Raw genomic sequence first — 19894 nt, 5'->3', positions numbered from 1 at the left:
GTGACATGTCCTTCCCCTGGCTGACCGTGCTGATGGTCGTCCCGCTGGTCGGTGCGGTGCTCGTCGCCGCGCTGCCGCGCAGCCGACCGGCGCTCGCGAAGTGGACGGCGCTCGGTGTCTCGCTCGTGTCGCTCGGCATCTCGCTGGGCGTGCTGTCGCAGTTCGACCTCGACTCCGGCAGCTTCCAGCTCACCGAGCAGCACGAGTGGATCGAGCAGCTCGGAGTCCACTACGCGCTGGGTGTCGACGGCATCGGGCTCACCCTGATCCTGATGACGACGATCCTGGTGCCGATCGTCATCGTCGCCGGCTGGAACGACGCCGACGACGCGCGCTGGAGCGTCGGCACGTTCTTCGCACTCATGCTGGCGCTCGAGGGCCTCGTCATCGGCGTGTTCGCCGCGACCGACGTCTTCTTGTTCTACGTGCTGTTCGAGGCCGCGCTGGTCCCGGCGTACTTCCTCATCGGAGGCTACGGCGGTGCACGCCGGTCGTACGCCGCCCTGAAGTTCCTGATGTTCTCCCTCGCCGGCGGACTCCTCATGCTCGCCTCGGTGATCGGCATGTGGGTGATCTCCAGCAGCCAGGGCGACCCGTCGTTCCTGCTGGCGGACATGAAGGACCTGTCGATCGGCACGGTGGAGGGCCGCTGGCTGTTCCTGGGCTTCTTCATCGCGTTCGCGGTGAAGGCGCCGATGGTGCCGCTGCACACGTGGCTCCCCGACGCGGCGTCTGCGGCGACACCGGGCACGTCGGTGCTGCTGGTGAGCGTGCTGGACAAGCTCGGCACGTTCGGCATGATCCGCTTCTGCCTGGGCCTGTTCCCGGAGGCCTCGGAGTGGGCGAGCCCGGTCGTCATCACGCTGGCCGTCATCAGCATCCTGTACGGAGCCCTGCTGGCGATCGGTCAGGACCACATGATGCGGCTGATCGCGTTCACGTCCGTCTCGCACTTCGGCTTCATCGTGCTGGGCATCTTCGCCCTGACGTCGCAGTCGGCGTCGGGATCGACGTTCTACATGTTCAACCACGGCCTGTCGACGGCGGCGCTCTTCCTCATCGCCGGGTTCCTGATCCAGCGGCGCGGGTCGGCGCGGATCTCCGACTTCGGCGGCGTCCAGAAGATCGCGCCGATCACGGCCGGCCTGTTCCTGATCGCGGGACTCGCCTCGCTCTCCCTGCCGGGACTGTCGACGTTCGTCGGCGAGTTCCTGGTGCTGGCAGGCACGTTCACCCGGTCGACGACCGCCGCGGTGTTCGCCACGCTCGGCATCGTGCTCGCAGCGCTCTACATCCTGCTGATGTACCAGCGCACCATGACCGGTCCGCTGCGCGAGGACAACCGGGGCATCACCGACATGGTGCCGCGCGAGATCGTCGCGATCGCGCCCGTCGTCGTCCTGCTCATCGGGTTCGGGCTGTTCCCGCAGCCGATCCTCGACGTCGTCAACCCGGCCGTGTCGGAGACGCTCGACCACGTCCAGGTCGGCGACCCGGAGCCGAAGACCCCGTCCTTCCCGATCGCTGAGGGGAGCTCCAAGTGAGTGCCGTGAGCGTGCAAGCCATCGTCGTCGCGGCGCCGTCGCCGATCGATGCGCCCGACGTCGACTACGCGACGATCTCGCCGCTGCTCATCATCCTCGGAGCCGCGGTCCTCGGCGTGCTGGTCGAGGCGTTCGTCCCCCGCGCGTACCGGTTCGTCGTCCAGGTCGCGGTCGCGGTCGTCGGTGTGGTCGCCGCGTTCGTGGCGACGGTCCTCGTGGGCGCCGGACTCGACACGGTCGACGGGGACGTGACAGGCCGTGGCGGTCCGACCGCGATGGGCGCCCTGAGCGTCGACGGCCCTGCGGTCGTGACCTGGGCGATGCTCCTGTTCTTCGGTCTCCTGGGCGTGCTGCTGTTCGCCGAGCGTCGGCTCGACGGCGGCCTGAGCGCCTTCACGAGCCAGGCGTCGACTCCTCCGGGCAGCGCTGACGAGCGGCGCGCGACCCGCATGCGGATCGAGCACAGCGAGGTGTTCCCGCTCGCGTTGTTCGCCCTCGGCGGCATGATGTTCTTCGCCTCGGCCAACGACCTGCTCGGCATGTTCGTGGCGCTCGAGGTCCTGAGCCTGCCGCTGTACCTGATGTGCGGTCTGGCGCGACGTCGCCGGCTGCTCAGCCAGGAGGCGGCGATGAAGTACTTCCTCCTGGGCGCGTTCTCCAGCGCGTTCTTCCTGTACGGCGTCGCGATGATCTACGGCTACGCCGGCTCGTTCGACCTCGGCGAGATCTCCACCGCCGTGAGCAGCCAGATCGGCGGCCAGAACCTCCTCCTCGCCGGCATGGCGCTGATCCTGGTCGGCCTGCTTTTCAAGGTGGCCGCGGTCCCGTTCCACGCGTGGACCCCCGACGTCTACCAGGGTGCTCCCACGCCGGTGACGGCGTTCATGGCCGCCGGCACGAAGGCGGCGGCGTTCGTCGCGATGCTGCGCATCTTCTTCGTCGCCTTCGGGGGCGCCCGCTGGGACTGGGTTCCCGCCGTGTGGGCGATCGCGATCATCACCATGCTGTTCGGTGCGATCGCCTCGATCGCGCAGACCGACGTCAAGCGGATGCTCGCGTACTCGTCGATCGCGCACGCGGGCTTCCTTCTGGTCGGCATGGCCGGTCTGACCAGCGGCGACGGCGTCACGAGCGTGTCGGCGGTGCTGTTCTACCTCGTGGCGTACGGCGCGGCCGTGATCGGCGCGTTCGCCGTGGTCACCCTGGTCCGCGACGCCGGCGGCGAGACGACCCACCTGAGCCGGTGGGCCGGGCTCGGCAAGGAGTCGCCGGTGCTCGCTCTCGCGTTCACGGTGTTCCTGCTCTCGTTCGCGGGGATCCCGCTGACAGGCGGCTTCATCAGCAAGTGGTCGGTGTTCGCGGCGGCCTGGGAGGGCGGCGCGTGGCCGCTCGTCGTGGTCGGCGTGGTCGCCTCCGCGCTCGCGCTCTTCTTCTACGTCCGGGTCGTCGTGCTGCTGTTCTTCGCTCCTCCGCAAGGTGATGGTCCGACGGTCGTCGTGCCCAGCCCCCTGACCTGGTCGGTCGTCGCCGTGACCGTGGCTGTCACAATCGTGCTGGGAGTTCTTCCTGGTCCGCTGCTCGAGGTCGTGCAGCAGGCCGGGTCGTTCGTCCGTTGACCAATCGCGCGACCGAGGGAGCAGCAGCCGTGGCGTCACACGCCTGGGGCATCGCCGAGTCCGACACCGAGCTCGATGCCCGCATCCGCGCTCGCATGGACGAGATCGAGAAGCAGCTCAGCGCTGCGGTCCATGACGAGGACGGATTCGTCGACGAGACAGCCAGCCACCTGCTGGCGGCCGGCGGCAAGCGGTTCCGACCCTTGGTGGTGCTGCTCGCCGCCGAGTTCGGCGACGATCCGGGCGCCGACGACGTGGTCCCGTCAGCCGTGGTGATCGAGCTGACGCACCTCGCCACGCTCTACCACGACGACGTGATGGACGAGGCGGCGCTGCGGCGCGGTGCCGCGTCGGCCAACGCGCGCTGGGACAACTCCATCGCGATCCTGACCGGCGACTACCTGTTCGCGGTCGCGTCGCGCGTCGTCGCGGGTCTCGGGACGGACGCCGTCCGGATCCAGGCGGAGACCTTCCAGCGCCTGGTCCACGGCCAGATCCACGAGACCGTCGGTCCACGGACCGACGACGACCCGCTCCAGCACTACCTGGGTGTGGTGGCCGACAAGACGGGTTCGCTGGTGGCGACCGCGGCACGCTTCGGCGCGATGATGAGCGGTGCCGACCCGGGCGTCGTGTCGACGCTCACCGAGTTCGGTGAGCGCATCGGCGCCGCGTTCCAGCTGGCCGACGACGTCATCGACATCGCGAGCGAGTCGCACGACTCCGGCAAGACGCCGGGCACGGACCTCCGCGAGGGCGTCCCGACCCTCCCGACACTGCTGGTCCGGCAGGCGGCCCGCCCCGAGGACGCACGGCTCCTCGACCTGCTCAGCCGTCCCTTGACCGACGACGCCGAGGTGGACGAGGCGCTCGCCCTGCTCCGCACGAACCCCGCGCTCGAGGAGGCCCGCGTGCTCGTACGCCGCGAGGCCGACATCGCTCGCTCGCTGCTCGACCAGCTTGCTGCCGGCCCCGCACGCACGGCGCTGCTCGGGGTGTGCGACCGCGTCGTCACACGGCTCGGCTGACGGCGCACGCCGCCGCGCGTCGCGGCATGTGGTGACCTCCACGCCGCTGACAGAGGATACTGGCAGCACGCTGTCGCGGAGGTCCGAGGTGAGCAAGCACAGGTCGTACGTCCACCTGACGGTGTTCGTGGTGCTCTCGCTGTCCCTCGCGACCGTCATCGCGGTGATGTGGCGCGTGAACGATCTCGGACCCGAGGCGACGCTGCCGTGGGCGTGCCTGCCGGTCCTGCTGGTCACGGTCGCCGCGGCCAGCTACTTCACGGTGGAGGTCCGCGGTCCGGCCGACCCGGTCCGGTTCACCCTGATGGCGTCGGCGATCGCGCCGCTCGTCTACGGCTACGGCGTCGCCGTCGTCACGGCGACCGTCGCGGCCGCCCACCTTCCGGGTCTGCTCTCCCGCCGCACGCCGCGCATGCGGACGCTGACGCGGATGGCGCGCTGGACCCTCGCAGCAGCAGTCGGCTCGGCCGTCGCGGACCTGCTCGGCATCCAGCCGGTGCTCACGGACACCGCGATCATCGCGCTGCTGGCGGCTCTCGCCGTGATCGTCGTCGTCAACACCCTGGGAGTCCTGGTCGAGGGTGCCGTCACCGACCCGGTCGCCTGGCCGTACCCGATCCGCTCTCTCGGCTACCTGCTCGTCGCCGCCACCACGCACCTCGTCGTCAACACGCTGTTCGGCCTGCTGTTCGTCTTCGCGCTCGCCGGCAGCCCGTTCGGCGTGCTCCTCGTCCCTGTCCCGCTGCTGCTGACCTTCATGGCCGCTCGGCTGTACGAAGGGGCGTTCGCCGACCGGGCCCGCGTCGAGACGCTGAGCGAGACGGTCCGCGTGCTGTCCGAGCCGGTCGACCCGATGACCGCGGTGCGCCCGTTCCTCAAGGAGATCCGCGAGCGGTTCGACGCGCGCGCGGTGTCGCTGGTGGTGCTCCGGGAGGACGCACGGGCCAGTGCGTACCGGCTGTCTGCGGACGGCGAGTACGAGGAGGACGTCCCCGTCGGCCCGCTCGAGCGACGGCTCGCCCGCACGGGCAAGTCCACGCGGGCCTCCGCCGACGACAACACGGCGATCGCCCGGCTGCTGCGCGAGGCAGGAGTGGGGTCCTGCCTCTCGGCACCGATGCAGATCGGCCCAAGGGACGTCGGGGTGATCGTGCTGCTGGACCTCCAGGACGCTCCACCGGCGATCGCGCGCGACCAGATGGCCGTGATGCAGACGCTGGCACGCCAGACGGCGCACACGCTCACCCGCGGTTGGGCGATCGCGAAGGTGGTCCAGAACGAGCGGTCGCTCGCCGAGATCCTCCAGAGCACGTCGGACGGCATCTTCACCGTCGACGCGACCGGCAGGATCTCGACGTGGAACCCGGCGTGCGAGCACATCACCGGGCTCCCGGCCGCAGAGGTCATCGGGCGGCGTGACGCGCTGCTGCGGGTCCAGGCGCGGACGGCCGCCCGCCGTACCGTCGACCTCACCGAGTGGCCGACGATCGACGAGTTCCCGCGCGAGATGGTGATCACGGCGGTCGACGGGCGTTCGCGGCAGCTGGCGTGCTCCTTCGCAGAGGCCGAGGGCAGCGACGGGTCACCGCTCCTCGTCGTCGTCGCCCGCGACATCACACCGGCGACGGAGTTCCACGAGCTGAGCGAGCAGTTCAAGCGGCTCGTCGAGATGCAGGCGGCCCAGCGGCTCGTGGTCGACCACCTCCAGCAGGCCGTCGCACCCGAGCCCCCCGGCATCGAGGGCGTGGACATCGCGGTCTCGTACGTGGCCTCCGATCCGACGGCACCGACCGGCGGAGACCTGTTCGACTGGCGCCTCCTCCCGACCGGCGAGCTGCACGTCGCGGTCGTCGACGTGCTCGGCCACGGCGTGACCGCCACCCGGGACGCGCTCACCGTGATCCACACCCTCCGCTACGTGGCCGTGGAGGGGACGCCGCTCGAGCGTCTGGTCCTCCGCGCGGACGAGCTCCTCGGAGCCCAGGACAGCGACCTGGTCGCCACCGTCGTGGTGGCGCGCTTCAACCCGGTGACCGGTGACCTCCGCGTCGCCTCCGGCGGGCACCCGCCGGCGCTGGTCGTCTCCCCGGGCGGTGCGGTCCGTGAGGTCGCGAGCAGCGGCGGCGCCATCGGGTGGCCCGGCGTCGGCAGCAGCTCGGTCGCGTCGACGCGGCTCGGGGCGGGCGACTCTCTGATCCTCTACACCGACGGCCTCGTCGAGGCGCGGCGCGACATCATCGCCGGGATGGAGCAGCTCGAGCGGATCGCCTCCGAGTCCGCCGACCTGCCGGCGCAGAAGCTGTCCGACGCGTTGGTCGTCCGGTCCCTGGAGGGCGCCGAGCGCCACGACGACGCGCTCGCCCTCGTCGTACGCCGCGCCCCCAGGCCCGCGGTCGCGCCTGTCGTCCGCTGGGAGCTCGGCCCGCAGGCGACCTCGATGATCAGCCGGGTACGCCGTGAGCTCGGCCAGTGGATGGACGAGCACGAGATCGCGAGCGAGGACGCGCTTCTCGTCGCCGCCGAGCTGATGTCGAACGCCATCGCGGTGGCGCGTACCCGGGCCGTCCTGTCGGTCGAGGTCGACGACGGCGCGCTCGTGATCGTGGTCAGCGACGACGGGCGCGGGGATCCCGACCTCGCGCAGCAGGGCCTGACGCCGCCTCCCACGGGGACGGAGGGCGGTCGAGGACTCTTCATCGTGCGTCACCTCAGCAGCGACGTGCAGACACGCAGCACCGGCGAGGGCTCGACCGTGCGCGCACGCGTCGCCACGGCGCCGCGGACACCGGTGACCGGCAGCGTCGTGTCCTGAACGGACCGACGCGGACGGTCACACGATGTTGTCGGCGGCGCGGCGGAGCGTACGCCGGTGGTGTCCGGTCGCCTCGACCGTGATGAGGACGAGCGCCGCCCACACGAGGACGAAGCCCACCCAGCGACCGGTGGTCATGTGCTCGTGCATGACGAGGACGCCGATCGCGAACTGGAGGATCGGGGCGATGTACTGGAGCATCCCGAGCGTGGTCAGGCTGAGGCGCGTCGCGGCGCCGGCGAACAGCAGCAGCGGGGCCGCGGTGACGACCCCGGTCGCGACGAGCAGGAGCGAGTGACCGGCGCCGTGGGCGCCGAAGCTGAGCGCGCCGGTCACGGCGAGGAAGCCGAGGTAGGCGAGCGCGACCGGTGCGAGCACGAGCGTCTCGACCGCCAACCCCTCGATCGACCCGATGCCGGCCTGCTTCTTCAGCAGGCCGTAGACGCCGAACGAGACCGCGAGCGTCAGAGCGATCACGGGGACGTGCCCGTAGTCCCACGTCAGCTCCACGACGGCCAGCAGCGCGAGCCCGAGCGCGCACCACTGCAGCGGGCGGAGCCGCTCGCGCAGGAACACGACTCCGAACGCGATCGTGATCAGCGGGTTGATGAAGTAGCCGAGCGACGCCTCCACGACCCGGTCGCTGTTGACGGCGTAGATGAACGTCCCCCAGTTGACGGACACCGCGACGGCGCCGGCGACCACGTACGCCATCCGTCGCCGGTCGCGGAGGACCGCGAGGGCGTGGCTCCACCGGCGTGCCGCCAGCAGCAGCAGAGCGACGACGACCAGCGACCAGACCACGCGGTGCGCGAGCACCTCGAGAGCGGAAGCGGGCTCGAGCAGCGGCCAGAAGAGCGGGACGACGCCCCAGATGAGGTAGGCGCCCACCCCGAGGGCGAGCCCTTCGGCGGTGTCGGAGGCGCCTCGCCCCAGTCCGGCTCGTGTCACCAGGTGAGGCTACGCGTCGATGGTCCAGGTGTCGTTGCCGGTCAGCAGCTGCTGGAGGTCGCCCTCGCCCATCGTGCCGACAGCCGTGTCCAGCTGCTGGCGCGCGAGGTCGTCGTACGCCGGTCGCTCGACCTGGCGGAAGATGCCGATCGGTGCCCGATCGAGGTGACCGGCGTCGGTGAGCCGGCTGATCGCGAACGCGAGAGTCGGGTCCTCGGCATGGGCGTCGTGGACGAGGATCTGGTCGCGGTTGGCGTCGGTGACCTCGACGGCCTCGATCGTCCCGGTGGCAGGGTTGCGGACGAGCCCGTGCTCGCCGTCCGGGCCGTACGTGATCGGCTGGCCGTGCACGAGGGGGATGACCGCGTGGTCGCGCGTCGCGGGGTCCTTGATCGTGTCGAAGGCGCCGTCGTTGAAGATCGGGCAGTTCTGGTAGATCTCGACCAGCGACGTACCGCGGTGCGCGGCGGCCTCGCGCAGCACCCCGGTGAGGTGGTTGCGGTCGGTGTCGATGGTGCGGGCGACGAAGCTGGCCTCGGCGCCCAGAGCCAGCGAGATCGGGTTGAACGGGTTGTCGAGCGAGCCCATCGGCGTGGACTTGGTGACCTTGCCGATCTCCGACGTGGGGGAGTACTGACCCTTGGTGAGGCCGTAGATCCTGTTGTTGAAGAGCAGGATCGTCATGTTGACGTTGCGGCGCAGCGCGTGGATCAGGTGGTTGCCGCCGATCGAGAGCGCATCGCCGTCACCGGTCACGACCCACACCGAGAGGTCGGCGCGGCTCGTCGCGAGGCCCGTCGCGATCGCGGGCGCACGGCCGTGGATCGAGTGCATGCCGTACGTGTCGAGGTAGTACGGGAAGCGAGACGAGCAGCCGATGCCGGAGACGAAGACGATGTTCTCGCGCTTCAGTCCGAGATCCGGCAGGAATCCCTGGACGGCCTTGAGGACGGCGTAGTCGCCGCAGCCGGGGCACCAGCGCACCTCCTGGTCGGAGGTGAACTCCTTGCCGGTCTGCTTCGCGTCGGCCGCGGGCATCCCGGCGAGACCGTCGCGGGCGAGACCGTCCTGGATGAGGGAGGGGGAGGGGAGGTCGATACTCATCGGTCGTTCTCCAGGCTGTGGGTGTCGATGCTCTTGACGGCCTGCGCGATGACCTCGGCCAGCTCCTCGGAGCCGAACGGCATGCCGGTCACCTTGTCGTAGCCCTTGACGTCGACGAGGAACTCCGCACGCAGCAGCAGCGCGAGCTGACCGAGGTTCATCTCGGGCACGATCACGTGGTCGTACGACCGGAGGACCTTGCCGAGGTTGCGCGGGAAGGGGTTGATGTGGCGCAGGTGGGTGTGCGCGACGTCGATGCCCTGGGCACGCGCAGCGCGGACGCCGGCACCGATCGGGCCGTACGTCGAGCCCCAGCCGAGAACGAGGACCTGTGCCTTGCCCGACGGGTCGTCGACGACGAGGTCGGGGATCGTGTCGGCCACCCGGGCGACCTTCGCCGCACGGTTGCGGACCATCCGGTCGTGGTTGGCCGGGTCGTACGAGATGTTGCCGGTGCCGTCGGCCTTCTCGATGCCACCGACACGGTGCTCGAGGCCGGCGACGCCGGGCGGCGCCCACGCGGGGGCGTGCGTCTCGGGATCGCGGGCGTACGGGAGGAACTCCTCGCCGTCGCCGGGGGGTGAGGCGAACGCCGGCTCGATGCGGGGGAGAGACGCGACGTCGGGGATGCTCCAGGGCTCGGACCCGTTGGCGAGGTAGCCGTCGGACAGCAGCATGACCGGGGTGCGGTACGTGACGGCGATCCGAGCGGCCTCGACGGCCGCGTCGAAGCAGTCGGCCGGCGACTGGGGGGCGATCACGGGCAGCGGCGCCTCGCCGTTGCGGCCGAACATCGCCTGGAGGAGGTCGGACTGCTCGGTCTTCGTCGGGAGCCCGGTCGACGGGCCGCCGCGCTGGACGTCGACGATGACGAGCGGCAGCTCCAGCATGACCGCCAGACCGATCGTCTCCGACTTGAGCGAGATGCCGGGGCCCGAGGTCGTGGTGACACCGAGCGCGCCGCCGAACGAGGCACCGAGGGCCGCGCCGATGCCGGCGATCTCGTCCTCGGCCTGGAACGTCGTGACGCCGAAGTGCTTGTGCTTGGACAGCTCGTGGAGGATGTCCGAGGCCGGCGTGATCGGGTACGCGCCCAGGAAGACGGGGAGTCCCGACTGCCGGCCCGAGGCGACGATCCCGTACGCGAGCGCCGTGTTGCCGGTGATGTTGCGGTAGCGGCCGCTCGCCATCGGCGCGGGGGCGATCTCGTACGAGACGGCGAAGGCCTCGGTCGTCTCACCGAAGTACCAACCGGCCTTGAAGGCCGCGACGTTGGCGTCGCGGATCGCAGGCTTCTTCGCGAACTTGGTCTGGAGGTAGGCGAGCGTCGCGTCGGTCGGGCGGCCGTACATCCACGACAGCAGTCCCAGCGCGAACATGTTCTTGGAGCGGGCGGCGTCCTTGCGCCCGAGCCCGAAGTCGGCGACGGCGTCGACGGTCATCCCGGTCAGGTCCAGCGGGTGCACCTGGTAGTCGGCGAGCGAGTCGTCGTCCAGCGGCGACACGTCGTAGCCGGCCTTGGCCAGGTTGCGCTTGGTGAAGTCGTGGCTGTCGACGATCACGATGCCGCCGGGCCGCAGGTCCGAGATGTTGGCCGCGAGGGCGGCCGGGTTCATGGCGACCAGCACGTCGGGGCGGTCGCCCGGCGTGAGGATGTCGTGGTCGGCGAAGTGGACCTGGAAGGAGCTGACGCCCGGGAGCGTGCCCTGAGGTGCGCGGATCTCCGCCGGGAAGTTCGGCAGTGTGGAGAGGTCGTTGCCGAAGGCCGCCGTCTCTTGTGTGAAACGGTCGCCTGTCAGCTGCATCCCGTCGCCGGAGTCTCCTGCGAACCGGATGACCACCCGGTCCAGCTTTTCGACCTGCTTGCTCTCGCTCGCCAAGGCCCGGCCCTTCTGTGCGTCGTCTCTGAAGTGGTGCCCCATGAGCAGGTTAGCCACACCTTCAGAGTAAGGGGAGTGAATTTGGAACACTGTTCCATATCAGATCACGGGCATGTCGCGCGGGGCTCCGACGGTGTGCGTCAGAACGCGGCCCGGGATCCAGGATCCCGGGCCGCGTCGGGTGGCTACTGCAGGAAACGGTCCTGCAGGGCGTCGATGCTCTTGCCCGCACCGTGCGACTTGCCCGGCTTGCGGACACCGTTGACGGTCGACGTGTCGAACGCGAACGTGATCGTCGCCGCGGCGACCGCGTCGGAGTTGACGTCGAGCGCGTACTCGTTGACGTTGCCGACCAGCGTGTAGTCCTCCTCGAGCTGGTCGTACAGCGCCTCGTTCTGGCCGTCACCGGTGAGGTTGTCGCAGAACGCGTGGTAGCACGGGTCGTACGCCGCGCCGGCGACACCGCCGTACAGGTCCTCCTCGGCCTCGGTCTTCACGCCCTCGGCGCCGGTGAACAGGCCGCCCGCCGGGATCTCGATCGCGATGAACGGGCCGTAGTCGGACCTTCCGGAGAACTCCGTGTCCTGGAACGGGATCCCGCGGTCGGCGTAGAACTTCTCGAACACGTCCTCGATCTGCGCCGAGCCCTCCGGGATGAAGCCGGGGGCCGCGGTGCCGCCGGAGTTGTCTCCGTCGTACACGCCGAACATGTAGTTCGGGGACCCGATCATGTCGAAGTTCAGGTACAGCGCGATGTCGTCCGCCTCGGCCGGGGACAGGTTCGCGACGTAGTGCTCGGACCCGAGCAGGCCGGACTCCTCCGCGCCCCACCACGCGAAGCGCACCGTGTTGTTGGGCTTGACCTTCTGCATCTGGATCGCGGTCTCCAGCAGGGCCGCGCTGCCGGTCCCGTTGTCGTTGATGCCGGCGCCGCCCTGGACGCTGTCGAGGTGGGCCCCGACCATGACCGTGTTGTTGTCGTCGCCCTTCTCGGTCTCGGCGAACACGTTGTACGCCGTCCGCTCCTCGGCCACGTAGTCCACGGTGACGGTGACGGTGGCGCCGGGTGTCGCTGCGAGGTCCTCGCCGGCCGCGGACGTCACGAACACCGCGGGGATCTCGAGGCCGGTGGCGTCACCGATCATGTTGATGAGCCCGGTACGGCCGGGCTGACCCTCGTTCATCACGACCACGCCTGCCGCGCCGGCGGTCTGGGCGTTGAGAACCTTCACGTTGAAGCCGCACGTGCCGCGTTGGACGAGCGCGATGCCACCGATCGGGAAGCCGGCGAAGTCGCTGGCCTCGCAGCCGCTCGTGTTGCTGTTCGGCGGCAGCGCCGCAGCGGGGACGACGACCCCGACGGGAACCAGCGGTCCGGTCGCGGTGCCCTCCGGGCTGCCGGAGTCGAAGGTGTTGCGGAGGAAGTCGGTCTCGTTCACGAACGTCCGGGGATTCGGGCTCACCCGGATCAGCTCCGAGTTCTCCTCGAAGTAGTCGAACGCGAACGGCTGGACGACGGGGTCGTAGCCGGCACCCTCGAGCTGCTCGACGACGTAGTCGACCGAGGCGTCGTAGCCCTCCCTGCCGGCGGCACGGTCGCCGTGCTCGTCGGCGATCTCCTGGAGTGCCTCGAGGTGGTCGAGGACACCCTCGACCGTGACGGCCTTGGTGAGCTTCTTGACGGAGTTGTTGTTGGGGACGCCGGCCGACGGTGCGGCGCCGGCGACGACCAGGGCCGCGATCGCGACCCCGGCGTAGACGGTCCTCATTGCGTTTCGTAACACTGAACGAGCCCTTCTCGTGAAGCGCTCGGCCCCCTGTGCCCGAGACTGCCGAACGGTCCTGAGACTAGACGCACCGGTCGGCAGGCGCCGGTCGTTTGCGCACGTCCTCGCCCCGTAGCGTGGAGGCATGGCAGCTGACCTCGTCGTCTTCGACCTCGGCAACGTCCTCATCCGGTGGGACCCCGTCCCCGCCGTCGCCGCCCGCGTGGGGGAGGAGCGAGCCCGGGCCTTCGTCGCGGATCCCGACTTCGACTTCGGAGGGTGGAATCACGAGCAGGACGCGGGGCGTGGCTGGGACGAGGCCGAGCGCGTCGCGCTCGCGGCCTTCGCGCACTACGCAGACGAGATCCCCGCCTATCGCGCGAACTTCGCCGCGTCGCTCGTCGGTGAGATCGAAGGCTCGGTGGCGATCGTGCGCGAGCTGCACGCCGCCGGGGTGCCCCTCGTTGCCCTGACGAACTGGTCGGCCGAGCTCTTCGGGCACGCGCTCGAGCGCTTCGACGTCCTCGGCGCGTTCGACGACATCGTCGTGTCGGGCGCCGAGGGACTCGCGAAGCCGGACCCGAGGATCTTCGACGTCCTCGCGACCCGAGTCGGACGCTCGCTCGACGGCGTCGTGTTCGTCGACGACCTGCCGCGCAACATCGAGGCTGCTGCTCGCGCGGGGATGGATGCGATCCGCTTCACCGACCCCGAGGCGCTCCGCCGCGACCTGGTCGCCCGCGGGCTCCCGCTGGCACCGGTCTCCGGCTGACCAGGCGCGACAGGCTCGCCCGCGTCACTGGCCGACCCGTCCGTCGACGCACTCACGCAGGAGGTCGGCGTGGCCGCAGTGCCGGGCGTACTCCTCGATCCGGTGCACCATCAGCTCTCTGACGGACACCTGGTCCTTGCCCAGCCGCGCGCCCAGGTCCGGGTGTGCGGCGAGCGCGGCATCGGTCGCGGCCTGCTCGCGCGCGAGGTCGGCGTACGCGGCGTCGACGACGGCCTGCTCGGCGACGGCCCCGTCGAAGTCCGCGTCACGCGCGCCGTACAGCGTGGGAAGCGGGTCGCCGTCGGTGATCCAGCTCTGCCAGTCGCGCTCCACCTCGGCGAGGTGGCGGACCAGGCCGAGCAGCGACATCGTCGAGGGCGGGACCGACCGGCGGGCCAGCTGCTCCGGATCGAGCCCGTCGCACTTCATCAGCAGGGTCAGGCGGTAGTTCGCCAGGAAGTCGAGCAGCGTCGCGAGCTCGCCGTCTGGGGTGCCGCCGTCGTTCGTGCGCGGGTCGTCGTCGGGGTCGGCCCACATGTCGGGATAGACCGACGCCTTGCTCCAGCGCGCTGGTTCTTCGCTCATGCGCCTATCGTCGCTGGCTACGAGCTCGGAGACGACTCCCGCGGGCCGGTGTCACGAGCGGCGATGGCGTACCTGACGCCTGCGAGCGCCTCTCGGATCGTGCTCGCGTAGCCGTCGTCGGGAAGGATGTCGACCCGGGCCGCCGCGTGCTCGGCGTGGACTGCGGCCTCGTCGAAGCGGCCGAGCCGGCGCAGGACGTCGGCGAGGTTGAGGTGCAGCGACGGGAAGAACCCGGCGATCGCCAGGCTCGCGTCGTACTGCTGGGCACGGGCGTCCGTCGTCTCGTGGGCCGCGTCGAGCGCGCGCTGGTCCCACAGCAGCTCGTCCTCGGGGTCGGCGGTGACGTCGGCGAGGTAGTGCGCGATGACGCAGCGGTAGAACGGGTCACCGTCGTCACCCACCTCGAACCAGGTCGCGGCGAGGGCGTCGCGCGCGGCGGCCCGGTCGCTGCGACCCAGGGCCACCGCGTCGGTCACGCGCTGCATCAGAGGGTCGGGGGACGAGGTGGTCTCGGTCATGCGCCCGAGCGTACGAGAGGGCGGGGACACGACGCGTGTCCCCGCCCTCCCCGATCGATCGGCTGTCGCCGTCCGGGCTACCTCACGCGCAAGGTCCGCGGTCGCGACACGGACCGGCTGAAGGCAGAGCGCTTCGGGACGAACGTCGCCCTGATCGTGTGCTTGCCACGCTTGAGCCTCGTCGACCTCAGCGTGAGGACCGCCTTGCCCTTCTTCAGCTTGACGGACTTCAGGCGCTTCTTGCCGTCACGGAAGACGATCTTCCCCTTCGCCGAGCCGGCAGCGACACGCACGGTGGCGACGAGCTTGGCGCCGTTGCGGCCGTACCGGGTCGCCTTCGGCTTGACGCGAAGCCGCACCGCCGACGCGACCTTGGGCACGCGCAGGCCTGCCGTCGAGCGCCACAGGACAGGCGATCCGGCACCCTTGCGACCGGCGACCTGCGCCTGGATCAGCGCGCCGCCGTCCGCGACGGCGACGCGGTACGACGAGGCGTACGCGCCGGGGATGGGAACACCGCTGCGGAGCCAGCGGACGCTGTAGCCGGTCGGACTCCCGAGCCAGGTGCCGGCGTTCGTGGTCAGCACCTGGCCACGCCGCGCGACGCCTCGCAGGACGGGCGACGTCTTGGCGAGAGTCAGCCGGGAGACGTCGAGGATGCCGGTGCCGCAGTCCGCGCGGACGCACGGCGCGTAGCCGGAGACGTGTGCCGGGAACGGCCTGACGGCCCAGCGGAGTGCGTGCTCGATGGTGGCCGGCGAGTGGTATCCGGTCGACGCGATCAACGCGGCCGCGGCAGCGACCGAGGGTGAGGCCATGCTCGTGCCCGCCTGCTGCGCCCACGCGGCGCTGGTGGGCCTGGTCGCTCCGGCATTCACCGTCGAGAGGATCGCGCCCCCGTTGACGAGGTCGCCGCCGGGAGCCGACAGGTCGACGGCCGGGCCGTAGTTCGAGTACGGGTGGTACAGCCCGTTCACGGGGGCCTTGCCGGCGGACTGGCCGAGCTTGTTGGTCGCTCCGACCACGACCACTCCGGGACAGTTCGCAGGAGTGAAGAGCCTCGCGTCCATCCTGTCGTTGCCCGCCGCGACGACGACGACCGAACCGCGGGCGCGGGCGTTGAGGATCGCCTTGCGGAGCGGGCTGGGGCAGATGTCGGAGCGACCCGACAACGACAGGTTGAGCACCTTCGCAGGCGTCCGGTTGCGGGGCAGCCGGCCGACCGTGCCGCCGGATCCCCAGGTGATCGCCGCGGCCATGTCCGAGGTCGAGCCTCCGCACGTGCCGAGCACCCGCAGGTGCTGGATGCGCACCCCAGGGGCGTTGCCGACGATGCCTTGGCCGTTGTTGGCCCGGGCGCCCACGATGCCGGCGACATGCGTGCCGTGCCACGAGCTGCTCGTCGCTGCGCCACAGCCCTCGGCCCCCGTGAGCCAGTCGCCCTCGTCGCGCGGGTTGGTGTCCCGGCCGTGACCGTCGCGGGCCACCCATGCCGCGGAGATGAAGTCCATGCCGGCGACCATCTTGCCGTCGAGGTCGGGGTGCGACGTCTGTCCGGTGTCGATCACGCCGACGACGACGCGTCCGGTCGTCGCCGGCCATGCGGCGTACGAGTGCGTGCCGAAGGTGTCACGGATGTACCACTGCTGCCACCAGGCGCTGTCGTTCAGCACGGGGGGCGCGGCGGCTGCGGTCACCAGCACGTCGGGCTCGACCGAGGCGACGCCGGGCAGCGCCTCGACCTTCTTCGCGGCCTGTTCGGCCTCGGCCAGGCTTGCGGGGGCGTCGAAGGCCAGGGCCGCGACCCCGTCCTCGACCGGCGTCGTGGTGGCCTCGGTGTCGAGTCCCTGGGACTCGACGACACGGCGCGAGGCCTTCGTCACGGACTGCGCAGCGTCGTCGTACGTGATGAGGAGGCCGACGGCGCGGGCCGCAGGAGCGACGTTGAGGGGGGCGGGAGATTCTCCTGGGGCGGCCGCGGTCCCAGGGGTCGCTGCTCGGCCGCGAGGCTCGGCAGGATCGGCGATCGCTGGCGCGGCCACGGCGAGCACGAGACTCGCGGACGCGACCAGGGCGAGGGGTCGGATCAGACGGGGCATGGGCCTTAGTGTGACGGTTCGAGGGGTCGCGGTCACCACGGGCCCGCGCCGCCGGCACACGCCGCCCTGCAGTCCGTGCGCCGGTCGCTCGACCCCCTAGACTCAGGCGCATGTCCGACTACCCCGACTACCTCGCGTCGTACGCCTCGGTGGCCGCGATCATCGGGGTCGGCGTGCTGCTGGCGGCAGGGATGCTCGGGGTCAACAGGCTGTTCCGCCCCACGCTGACCACGCCCGCGAAGCTGCTCACGTATGAGTCCGGAGTGGACCCCGTCGGCGTCGGGTGGGCGCAGAGCAACGTCCGCTACTACGTCTACGCCTTCCTCTACGTCATCTTCGCGGTCGATGCCGTGTTCCTGTTCCCCTGGGCGGTGGTCTTCGAGTCCATCGGGTGGGCCGCCGCCGTCGAGATGGCGGTGTTCCTCGGCTTCATCGCGGTCGGGCTCGTGTACGCCTGGCGCAAAGGGGTGCTGTCGTGGACGTGACGCCCGCGCCCGTACCGCTCGGTGTCCCGTCGCTGCAGCGTCTCGGCGAGACAGACCTCGGCATCGGGTCCGCCCTCGCGCCTCGCCCTGTGCGCTACCTGCTCAACTGGGGGCGCCGCTACTCGCTGTGGGTGTTCAACTTCGGGCTCGCGTGCTGCGCGATCGAGTTCATCGCCGCGTCGATGGCGCGGCACGACTTCATCCGCCTCGGTGTGATCCCGTTCGCGCCCGGTCCACGCCAGGCCGACCTCATGGTCGTCTCGGGCACGGTCACCGACAAGATGGCGCCGGCGATCGAGCGCCTCTACCACCAGATGCCCGACCCGAAGTACGTGATCTCGTTCGGCTCGTGCGCCAACTCCGGCGGGCCGTACTGGGACTCCTACTGCGTCACCAAGGGCGTCGACCAGATCATCCCCGTCGACGTCTACGTGCCGGGCTGCCCGCCGCGTCCGGAGGCTTTGCTCCAGGGCATCGTCACGCTCCAGGACAAGATCGCCGGCGAGGACCTCGCCGAGCGCTACGGGCGCACCGGTCCACGCCGGTCGGTCTCCTCGCTCCTCCGGCCCCCGGTCACGCCCGAGCGGGACGGGTAGGACGGCGATGGGATGGGCCTCTGACGTCCTCGACCTGGGGCGGGTGATCGGTGGCGACCGCGTCACCGCCTCCGACCACCTCGGGCAGCTCACGCTCACCGTCCCCTCCGGGTGGTGGCGACCGATCCTGACCGCGCTGCGCGACCGGGCGGGGTGCGCCTACTTCGACTGGCTGAGTGCCGTCGACGAGGCCGGGGGGCCCACGCCGTACGCCGACGAGCCCGAGCTCGCAGGCGGCTTCCGCGTCGTGTGCCATGTCGCCGCCCTGTCGCCCGGGGTCGCCAGGACGGCCGTACGCGACGTCCTCGTGCAGACCACGGTCGCCCGTGCGGAGCCAGTGCTGGACTCGGTCGTCGGCGTCTACGCGGGCGCTGCGTGGCACGAGCGCGAGACCCACGAGATGTTCGGGATCGACTTCCGCGACGGCGTCGCGCTCGACACGTTGCTGCTCCCGGACGCCTTCGAAGGCCATCCGCTCCGCAAGGACTTCGTGCTGGCGTCGCGGGTCGTCAAGCCGTGGCCGGGCGCGAAGGAGCCCGGGGAGTCGGACCACGACGTCGCGGCGGCCGACGCGTCGCCCGGACGTCGCCGGATGCGTCCGCCCGGTGTTCCCGACGCCGAGCAGTGGGGCCCGAGGGAGCCGGGGTCGCCGGCGCCCGACCCGTTGGCCCACGCCACCGCCGGGCCTGCGTCCGGCCCCGCGCGCCCACGTCGGGCGCGTCGCCAGCCACCCGGTGAGCCCACGCCGGACCCCGGTGAGGGAGCCGGCGATGGCTGACGTCCTCGAGATCGCGCTGCGCTGCCTCCTCGTGCTGGCGGCCTTCCTCGTGCTGCCCCTGCTCATCGGGCAGATCGAGCACAAGACGATGGCGCACATGCAGTCGCGCGTCGGTCCGATGTACGCCGGCGGCTTCCACGGCTGGGCCCAGCTGGTCGCCGACGGGGTGAAGTTCGTCCAGAAGGAGGACGTCACACCGCGGGCGGCGGACCGTACGGTGTTCGCGCTGGCGCCGGCCGTCGCCCTGGTCCCGTACCTCGTCGTCCTGTTCGTCATCCCGCTCGGGCCGAGCATGGTCGGCGCGGACCTCGACGTCGGGTTGTTCTTCGCGCTGGCGGTGATGAGCATCGGCGTTCTCGGCTCGCTGATGGGCGGCTGGGCCAGCGCCAACAAGTACTCCCTGATCGGCGGCCTGCGTGTCGCGTCCCAGCTGATGAGCTACGAGCTGCCGATGGTGCTGTCGGCGGTCTCGGTGGCGATGATGGCCGGCACGCTGTCGCTGGTCGGCATCGCGGAGGCGTGGCAGTGGTCGTGGCTGGTGTGGCAGCTCCCCGCGCTCGTGGTCTTCGTGATCGCGGGGCTCGCCGAGCTGCAGCGTCCGCCGTTCGACATGCCGATCGCCGACGCGGAGCTGGTGCTCGGCCCGTACACCGAGTACGGAGGCATGCGCTTCGCGATGTTCCTCCTCGCCGAGTACGCGGGCATCCTGGTGCTCGCCGGGTTGACCACGACGCTCTTCCTCGGCGGGTGGCGCGGCCCCTCGTCCGACGAGCTCGGCTGGTTGTGGGCCCTGGTGAAGACGATGGTCGTGGCGTTCTGCGTGGTGTGGTTCCGTGTCGCGTGGCCGCGCATGCGCGAAGACCAGCTCAATGCACTGGCCTGGAAGGTCCTGGTGCCGGTGGCGCTCGGACAGCTGGCCCTGACGACGGTGGTGGTTCTCGTATGAGCAGGTTCGGACGTGCCGTGAAGGGCAGCGGTCTGGTCAAGGGTCTGCAGGTGACCTGGCACAACCTGACCCACCGTGCCGTGACCCAGCAGTACCCGGACGTGATGCCGGACCTGCCGCCACGCAGTCGCGGAGTGATCGCGCTGCAGGAGGAGAACTGCACCTCCTGCATGCTCTGCGCCCGGGAGTGCCCGGCGTGGTGCATCTACATCGACTCGCACAAGGAGACCGCTCCGCCGGCGACGGAGGGTGGACGCGAGCGGTCCTTCAACGTGCTGGACCGCTTCGACATCGACTACTCGTTGTGCATGTACTGCGGGATCTGCATCGAGGTCTGTCCGTTCGACGCCCTGCACTGGTCGCCCGAGTTCGAGTACGCCGAGCTCGACATCCGCGACCTGACGCACGACAAGG

At 70.6% G+C, this 19894-nt stretch carries 16 protein-coding genes and 1 pseudogene; 10 read left to right on the top strand and 7 right to left on the bottom strand.

Features of this window, described 5'->3' with window-relative positions; translation table 11 throughout:
- Positions 1-5 precede the first annotated feature (5 nt).
- The 4 genes from AB3M34_RS19005 to AB3M34_RS18990 all read left to right on the top strand — a co-directional run bounded on the left by AB3M34_RS19005 (position 6) and on the right by AB3M34_RS18990 (position 7000).
- Positions 6-1544, top strand: a complete 1539-nt coding sequence (locus AB3M34_RS19005) for an NADH-quinone oxidoreductase subunit M (RefSeq protein WP_370620061.1) — start codon at positions 6-8, stop codon at positions 1542-1544.
- Entirely contained in the window at positions 1541-3160 is a 1620-nt protein-coding gene (nuoN, locus tag AB3M34_RS19000) for an NADH-quinone oxidoreductase subunit NuoN (protein ID WP_370616307.1), read from the top strand. Before AB3M34_RS19005 ends, nuoN begins: the two co-directional genes overlap by 4 nt.
- A 95-nt stretch (positions 3161-3255) precedes the next feature.
- Positions 3256-4188, top strand: a complete 933-nt coding sequence (locus AB3M34_RS18995; RefSeq protein ID WP_370620059.1) for a polyprenyl synthetase family protein — start codon at positions 3256-3258, stop codon at positions 4186-4188.
- 88 nt (positions 4189-4276) lie between these two features.
- Positions 4277-7000, top strand: a complete 2724-nt coding sequence (locus AB3M34_RS18990) for a SpoIIE family protein phosphatase (protein ID WP_370616306.1) — start codon at positions 4277-4279, stop codon at positions 6998-7000.
- Positions 7001-7018: 18 nt separating this feature from the next.
- On the opposite strand, the gene rarD is transcribed toward AB3M34_RS18990, so the two are convergent.
- From rarD to AB3M34_RS18970, 4 genes are all read right to left on the bottom strand, one after another.
- A complete protein-coding gene (gene rarD, locus AB3M34_RS18985) occupies positions 7019-7951 on the bottom strand; it encodes an EamA family transporter RarD (RefSeq protein ID WP_370616305.1) in 933 nt (310 codons plus the stop codon).
- 9 nt (positions 7952-7960) lie between these two features.
- Complete coding sequence (locus tag AB3M34_RS18980; RefSeq protein WP_370616303.1) at positions 7961-9055, bottom strand: 2-oxoacid:ferredoxin oxidoreductase subunit beta; 1095 nt, start codon at positions 9053-9055, stop codon at positions 7961-7963.
- Entirely contained in the window at positions 9052-10977 is a 1926-nt protein-coding gene (locus tag AB3M34_RS18975; RefSeq protein ID WP_370620057.1) for a 2-oxoacid:acceptor oxidoreductase subunit alpha, read from the bottom strand. The genes AB3M34_RS18980 and AB3M34_RS18975 overlap by 4 nt, the downstream gene beginning before the upstream one ends.
- Positions 10978-11120: 143 nt before the next feature.
- Positions 11121-12704 (bottom strand): M28 family peptidase, encoded by a 1584-nt coding sequence (locus tag AB3M34_RS18970; RefSeq protein ID WP_370616301.1) that lies wholly within the window; start codon positions 12702-12704, stop codon positions 11121-11123.
- Positions 12705-12846: 142 nt separating this feature from the next.
- Here AB3M34_RS18970 and AB3M34_RS18965 point away from each other — a divergent pair, with 142 nt between their 5' ends.
- Positions 12847-13473, top strand: a complete 627-nt coding sequence (locus AB3M34_RS18965) for an HAD family hydrolase (protein WP_370616300.1) — start codon at positions 12847-12849, stop codon at positions 13471-13473.
- A 24-nt stretch (positions 13474-13497) separates the two neighbouring features.
- Here AB3M34_RS18965 and AB3M34_RS18960 read toward each other — a convergent pair whose 3' ends face one another.
- The 3 genes from AB3M34_RS18960 to AB3M34_RS18950 form a co-directional block, all read right to left on the bottom strand.
- The gene (locus AB3M34_RS18960; protein ID WP_370616299.1) at positions 13498-14058 is read right to left on the bottom strand and encodes a DinB family protein; all 561 of its coding nucleotides are present in this window, start codon (positions 14056-14058) and stop codon (positions 13498-13500) included.
- Positions 14059-14075: 17 nt separating this feature from the next.
- Positions 14076-14576, bottom strand: coding sequence for a hypothetical protein (locus tag AB3M34_RS18955; RefSeq protein WP_370616298.1), 501 nt, complete (start codon positions 14574-14576; stop codon positions 14076-14078).
- A gap of 77 nt (positions 14577-14653) precedes the next feature.
- Positions 14654-16675: a S8 family serine peptidase gene (locus tag AB3M34_RS18950; RefSeq protein ID WP_370616296.1), complete on the bottom strand. Its 2022-nt coding sequence runs from the start codon at positions 16673-16675 to the stop codon at positions 14654-14656.
- Between the two features lie 110 nt (positions 16676-16785).
- Here AB3M34_RS18950 and AB3M34_RS18945 point away from each other — a divergent pair, with 110 nt between their 5' ends.
- The 5 genes and pseudogenes from AB3M34_RS18945 to AB3M34_RS18925 form a co-directional block, all read left to right on the top strand.
- Positions 16786-17160, top strand: a complete 375-nt coding sequence (locus AB3M34_RS18945; RefSeq protein WP_370616294.1) for an NADH-quinone oxidoreductase subunit A — start codon at positions 16786-16788, stop codon at positions 17158-17160.
- Entirely contained in the window at positions 17151-17756 is a 606-nt protein-coding gene (locus tag AB3M34_RS18940) for an NADH-quinone oxidoreductase subunit B (protein ID WP_370616293.1), read from the top strand. The genes AB3M34_RS18945 and AB3M34_RS18940 overlap by 10 nt, the downstream gene beginning before the upstream one ends.
- Before the next feature lie 7 nt (positions 17757-17763).
- Complete coding sequence (locus AB3M34_RS18935; RefSeq protein WP_370616291.1) at positions 17764-18534, top strand: NADH-quinone oxidoreductase subunit C; 771 nt, start codon at positions 17764-17766, stop codon at positions 18532-18534.
- On the top strand, positions 18527-19480 hold the full coding sequence (gene nuoH / locus AB3M34_RS18930; protein ID WP_370616289.1) for an NADH-quinone oxidoreductase subunit NuoH: 954 nt from the start codon (positions 18527-18529) through the stop codon (positions 19478-19480). Before AB3M34_RS18935 ends, nuoH begins: the two co-directional genes overlap by 8 nt.
- Positions 19481-19584: 104 nt before the next feature.
- Positions 19585-19881, top strand: a pseudogene (locus AB3M34_RS18925) (4Fe-4S binding protein); the annotation flags it as partial.
- Between the last annotated feature and the right edge of the window lie 13 nt (positions 19882-19894).

The organism is Mumia sp. Pv4-285 (genome assembly GCF_041320275.1).
In the GTDB taxonomy this organism is placed as follows: Bacteria; Actinomycetota; Actinomycetes; order Propionibacteriales; family Nocardioidaceae; genus Mumia; species Mumia qirimensis.
Note: the sequence above shows the minus strand (reverse complement) of the source record. Positions and strands in the feature narration are given on the sequence as shown.

What these genes read in the sequence shown, in the direction of transcription:
- AB3M34_RS18945 (WP_370616294.1), top strand. Translation starts at nt 16,786, where the DNA reads ATGTCCGACTACCCCGACTACCTCGCGTCGTACGCCTCGGTGGCCGCG.
- AB3M34_RS18965 (WP_370616300.1), top strand. Translation starts at nt 12,847, where the DNA reads ATGGCAGCTGACCTCGTCGTCTTCGACCTCGGCAACGTCCTCATCCGG.
- nuoH (WP_370616289.1), top strand. Translation starts at nt 18,527, where the DNA reads ATGGCTGACGTCCTCGAGATCGCGCTGCGCTGCCTCCTCGTGCTGGCG.
- AB3M34_RS18935 (WP_370616291.1), top strand. Translation starts at nt 17,764, where the DNA reads ATGGGATGGGCCTCTGACGTCCTCGACCTGGGGCGGGTGATCGGTGGC.
- AB3M34_RS19005 (WP_370620061.1), top strand. Translation starts at nt 6, where the DNA reads ATGTCCTTCCCCTGGCTGACCGTGCTGATGGTCGTCCCGCTGGTCGGT.
- AB3M34_RS18950 (WP_370616296.1), bottom strand. Translation starts at nt 16,675, where the DNA reads ATGCCCCGTCTGATCCGACCCCTCGCCCTGGTCGCGTCCGCGAGTCTC.
- AB3M34_RS18975 (WP_370620057.1), bottom strand. Translation starts at nt 10,977, where the DNA reads ATGGGGCACCACTTCAGAGACGACGCACAGAAGGGCCGGGCCTTGGCG.
- AB3M34_RS18980 (WP_370616303.1), bottom strand. Translation starts at nt 9,055, where the DNA reads ATGAGTATCGACCTCCCCTCCCCCTCCCTCATCCAGGACGGTCTCGCC.
- AB3M34_RS18955 (WP_370616298.1), bottom strand. Translation starts at nt 14,576, where the DNA reads ATGACCGAGACCACCTCGTCCCCCGACCCTCTGATGCAGCGCGTGACC.
- AB3M34_RS18960 (WP_370616299.1), bottom strand. Translation starts at nt 14,058, where the DNA reads ATGAGCGAAGAACCAGCGCGCTGGAGCAAGGCGTCGGTCTATCCCGAC.
- AB3M34_RS18995 (WP_370620059.1), top strand. Translation starts at nt 3,256, where the DNA reads ATGGACGAGATCGAGAAGCAGCTCAGCGCTGCGGTCCATGACGAGGAC.
- AB3M34_RS18970 (WP_370616301.1), bottom strand. Translation starts at nt 12,704, where the DNA reads ATGAGGACCGTCTACGCCGGGGTCGCGATCGCGGCCCTGGTCGTCGCC.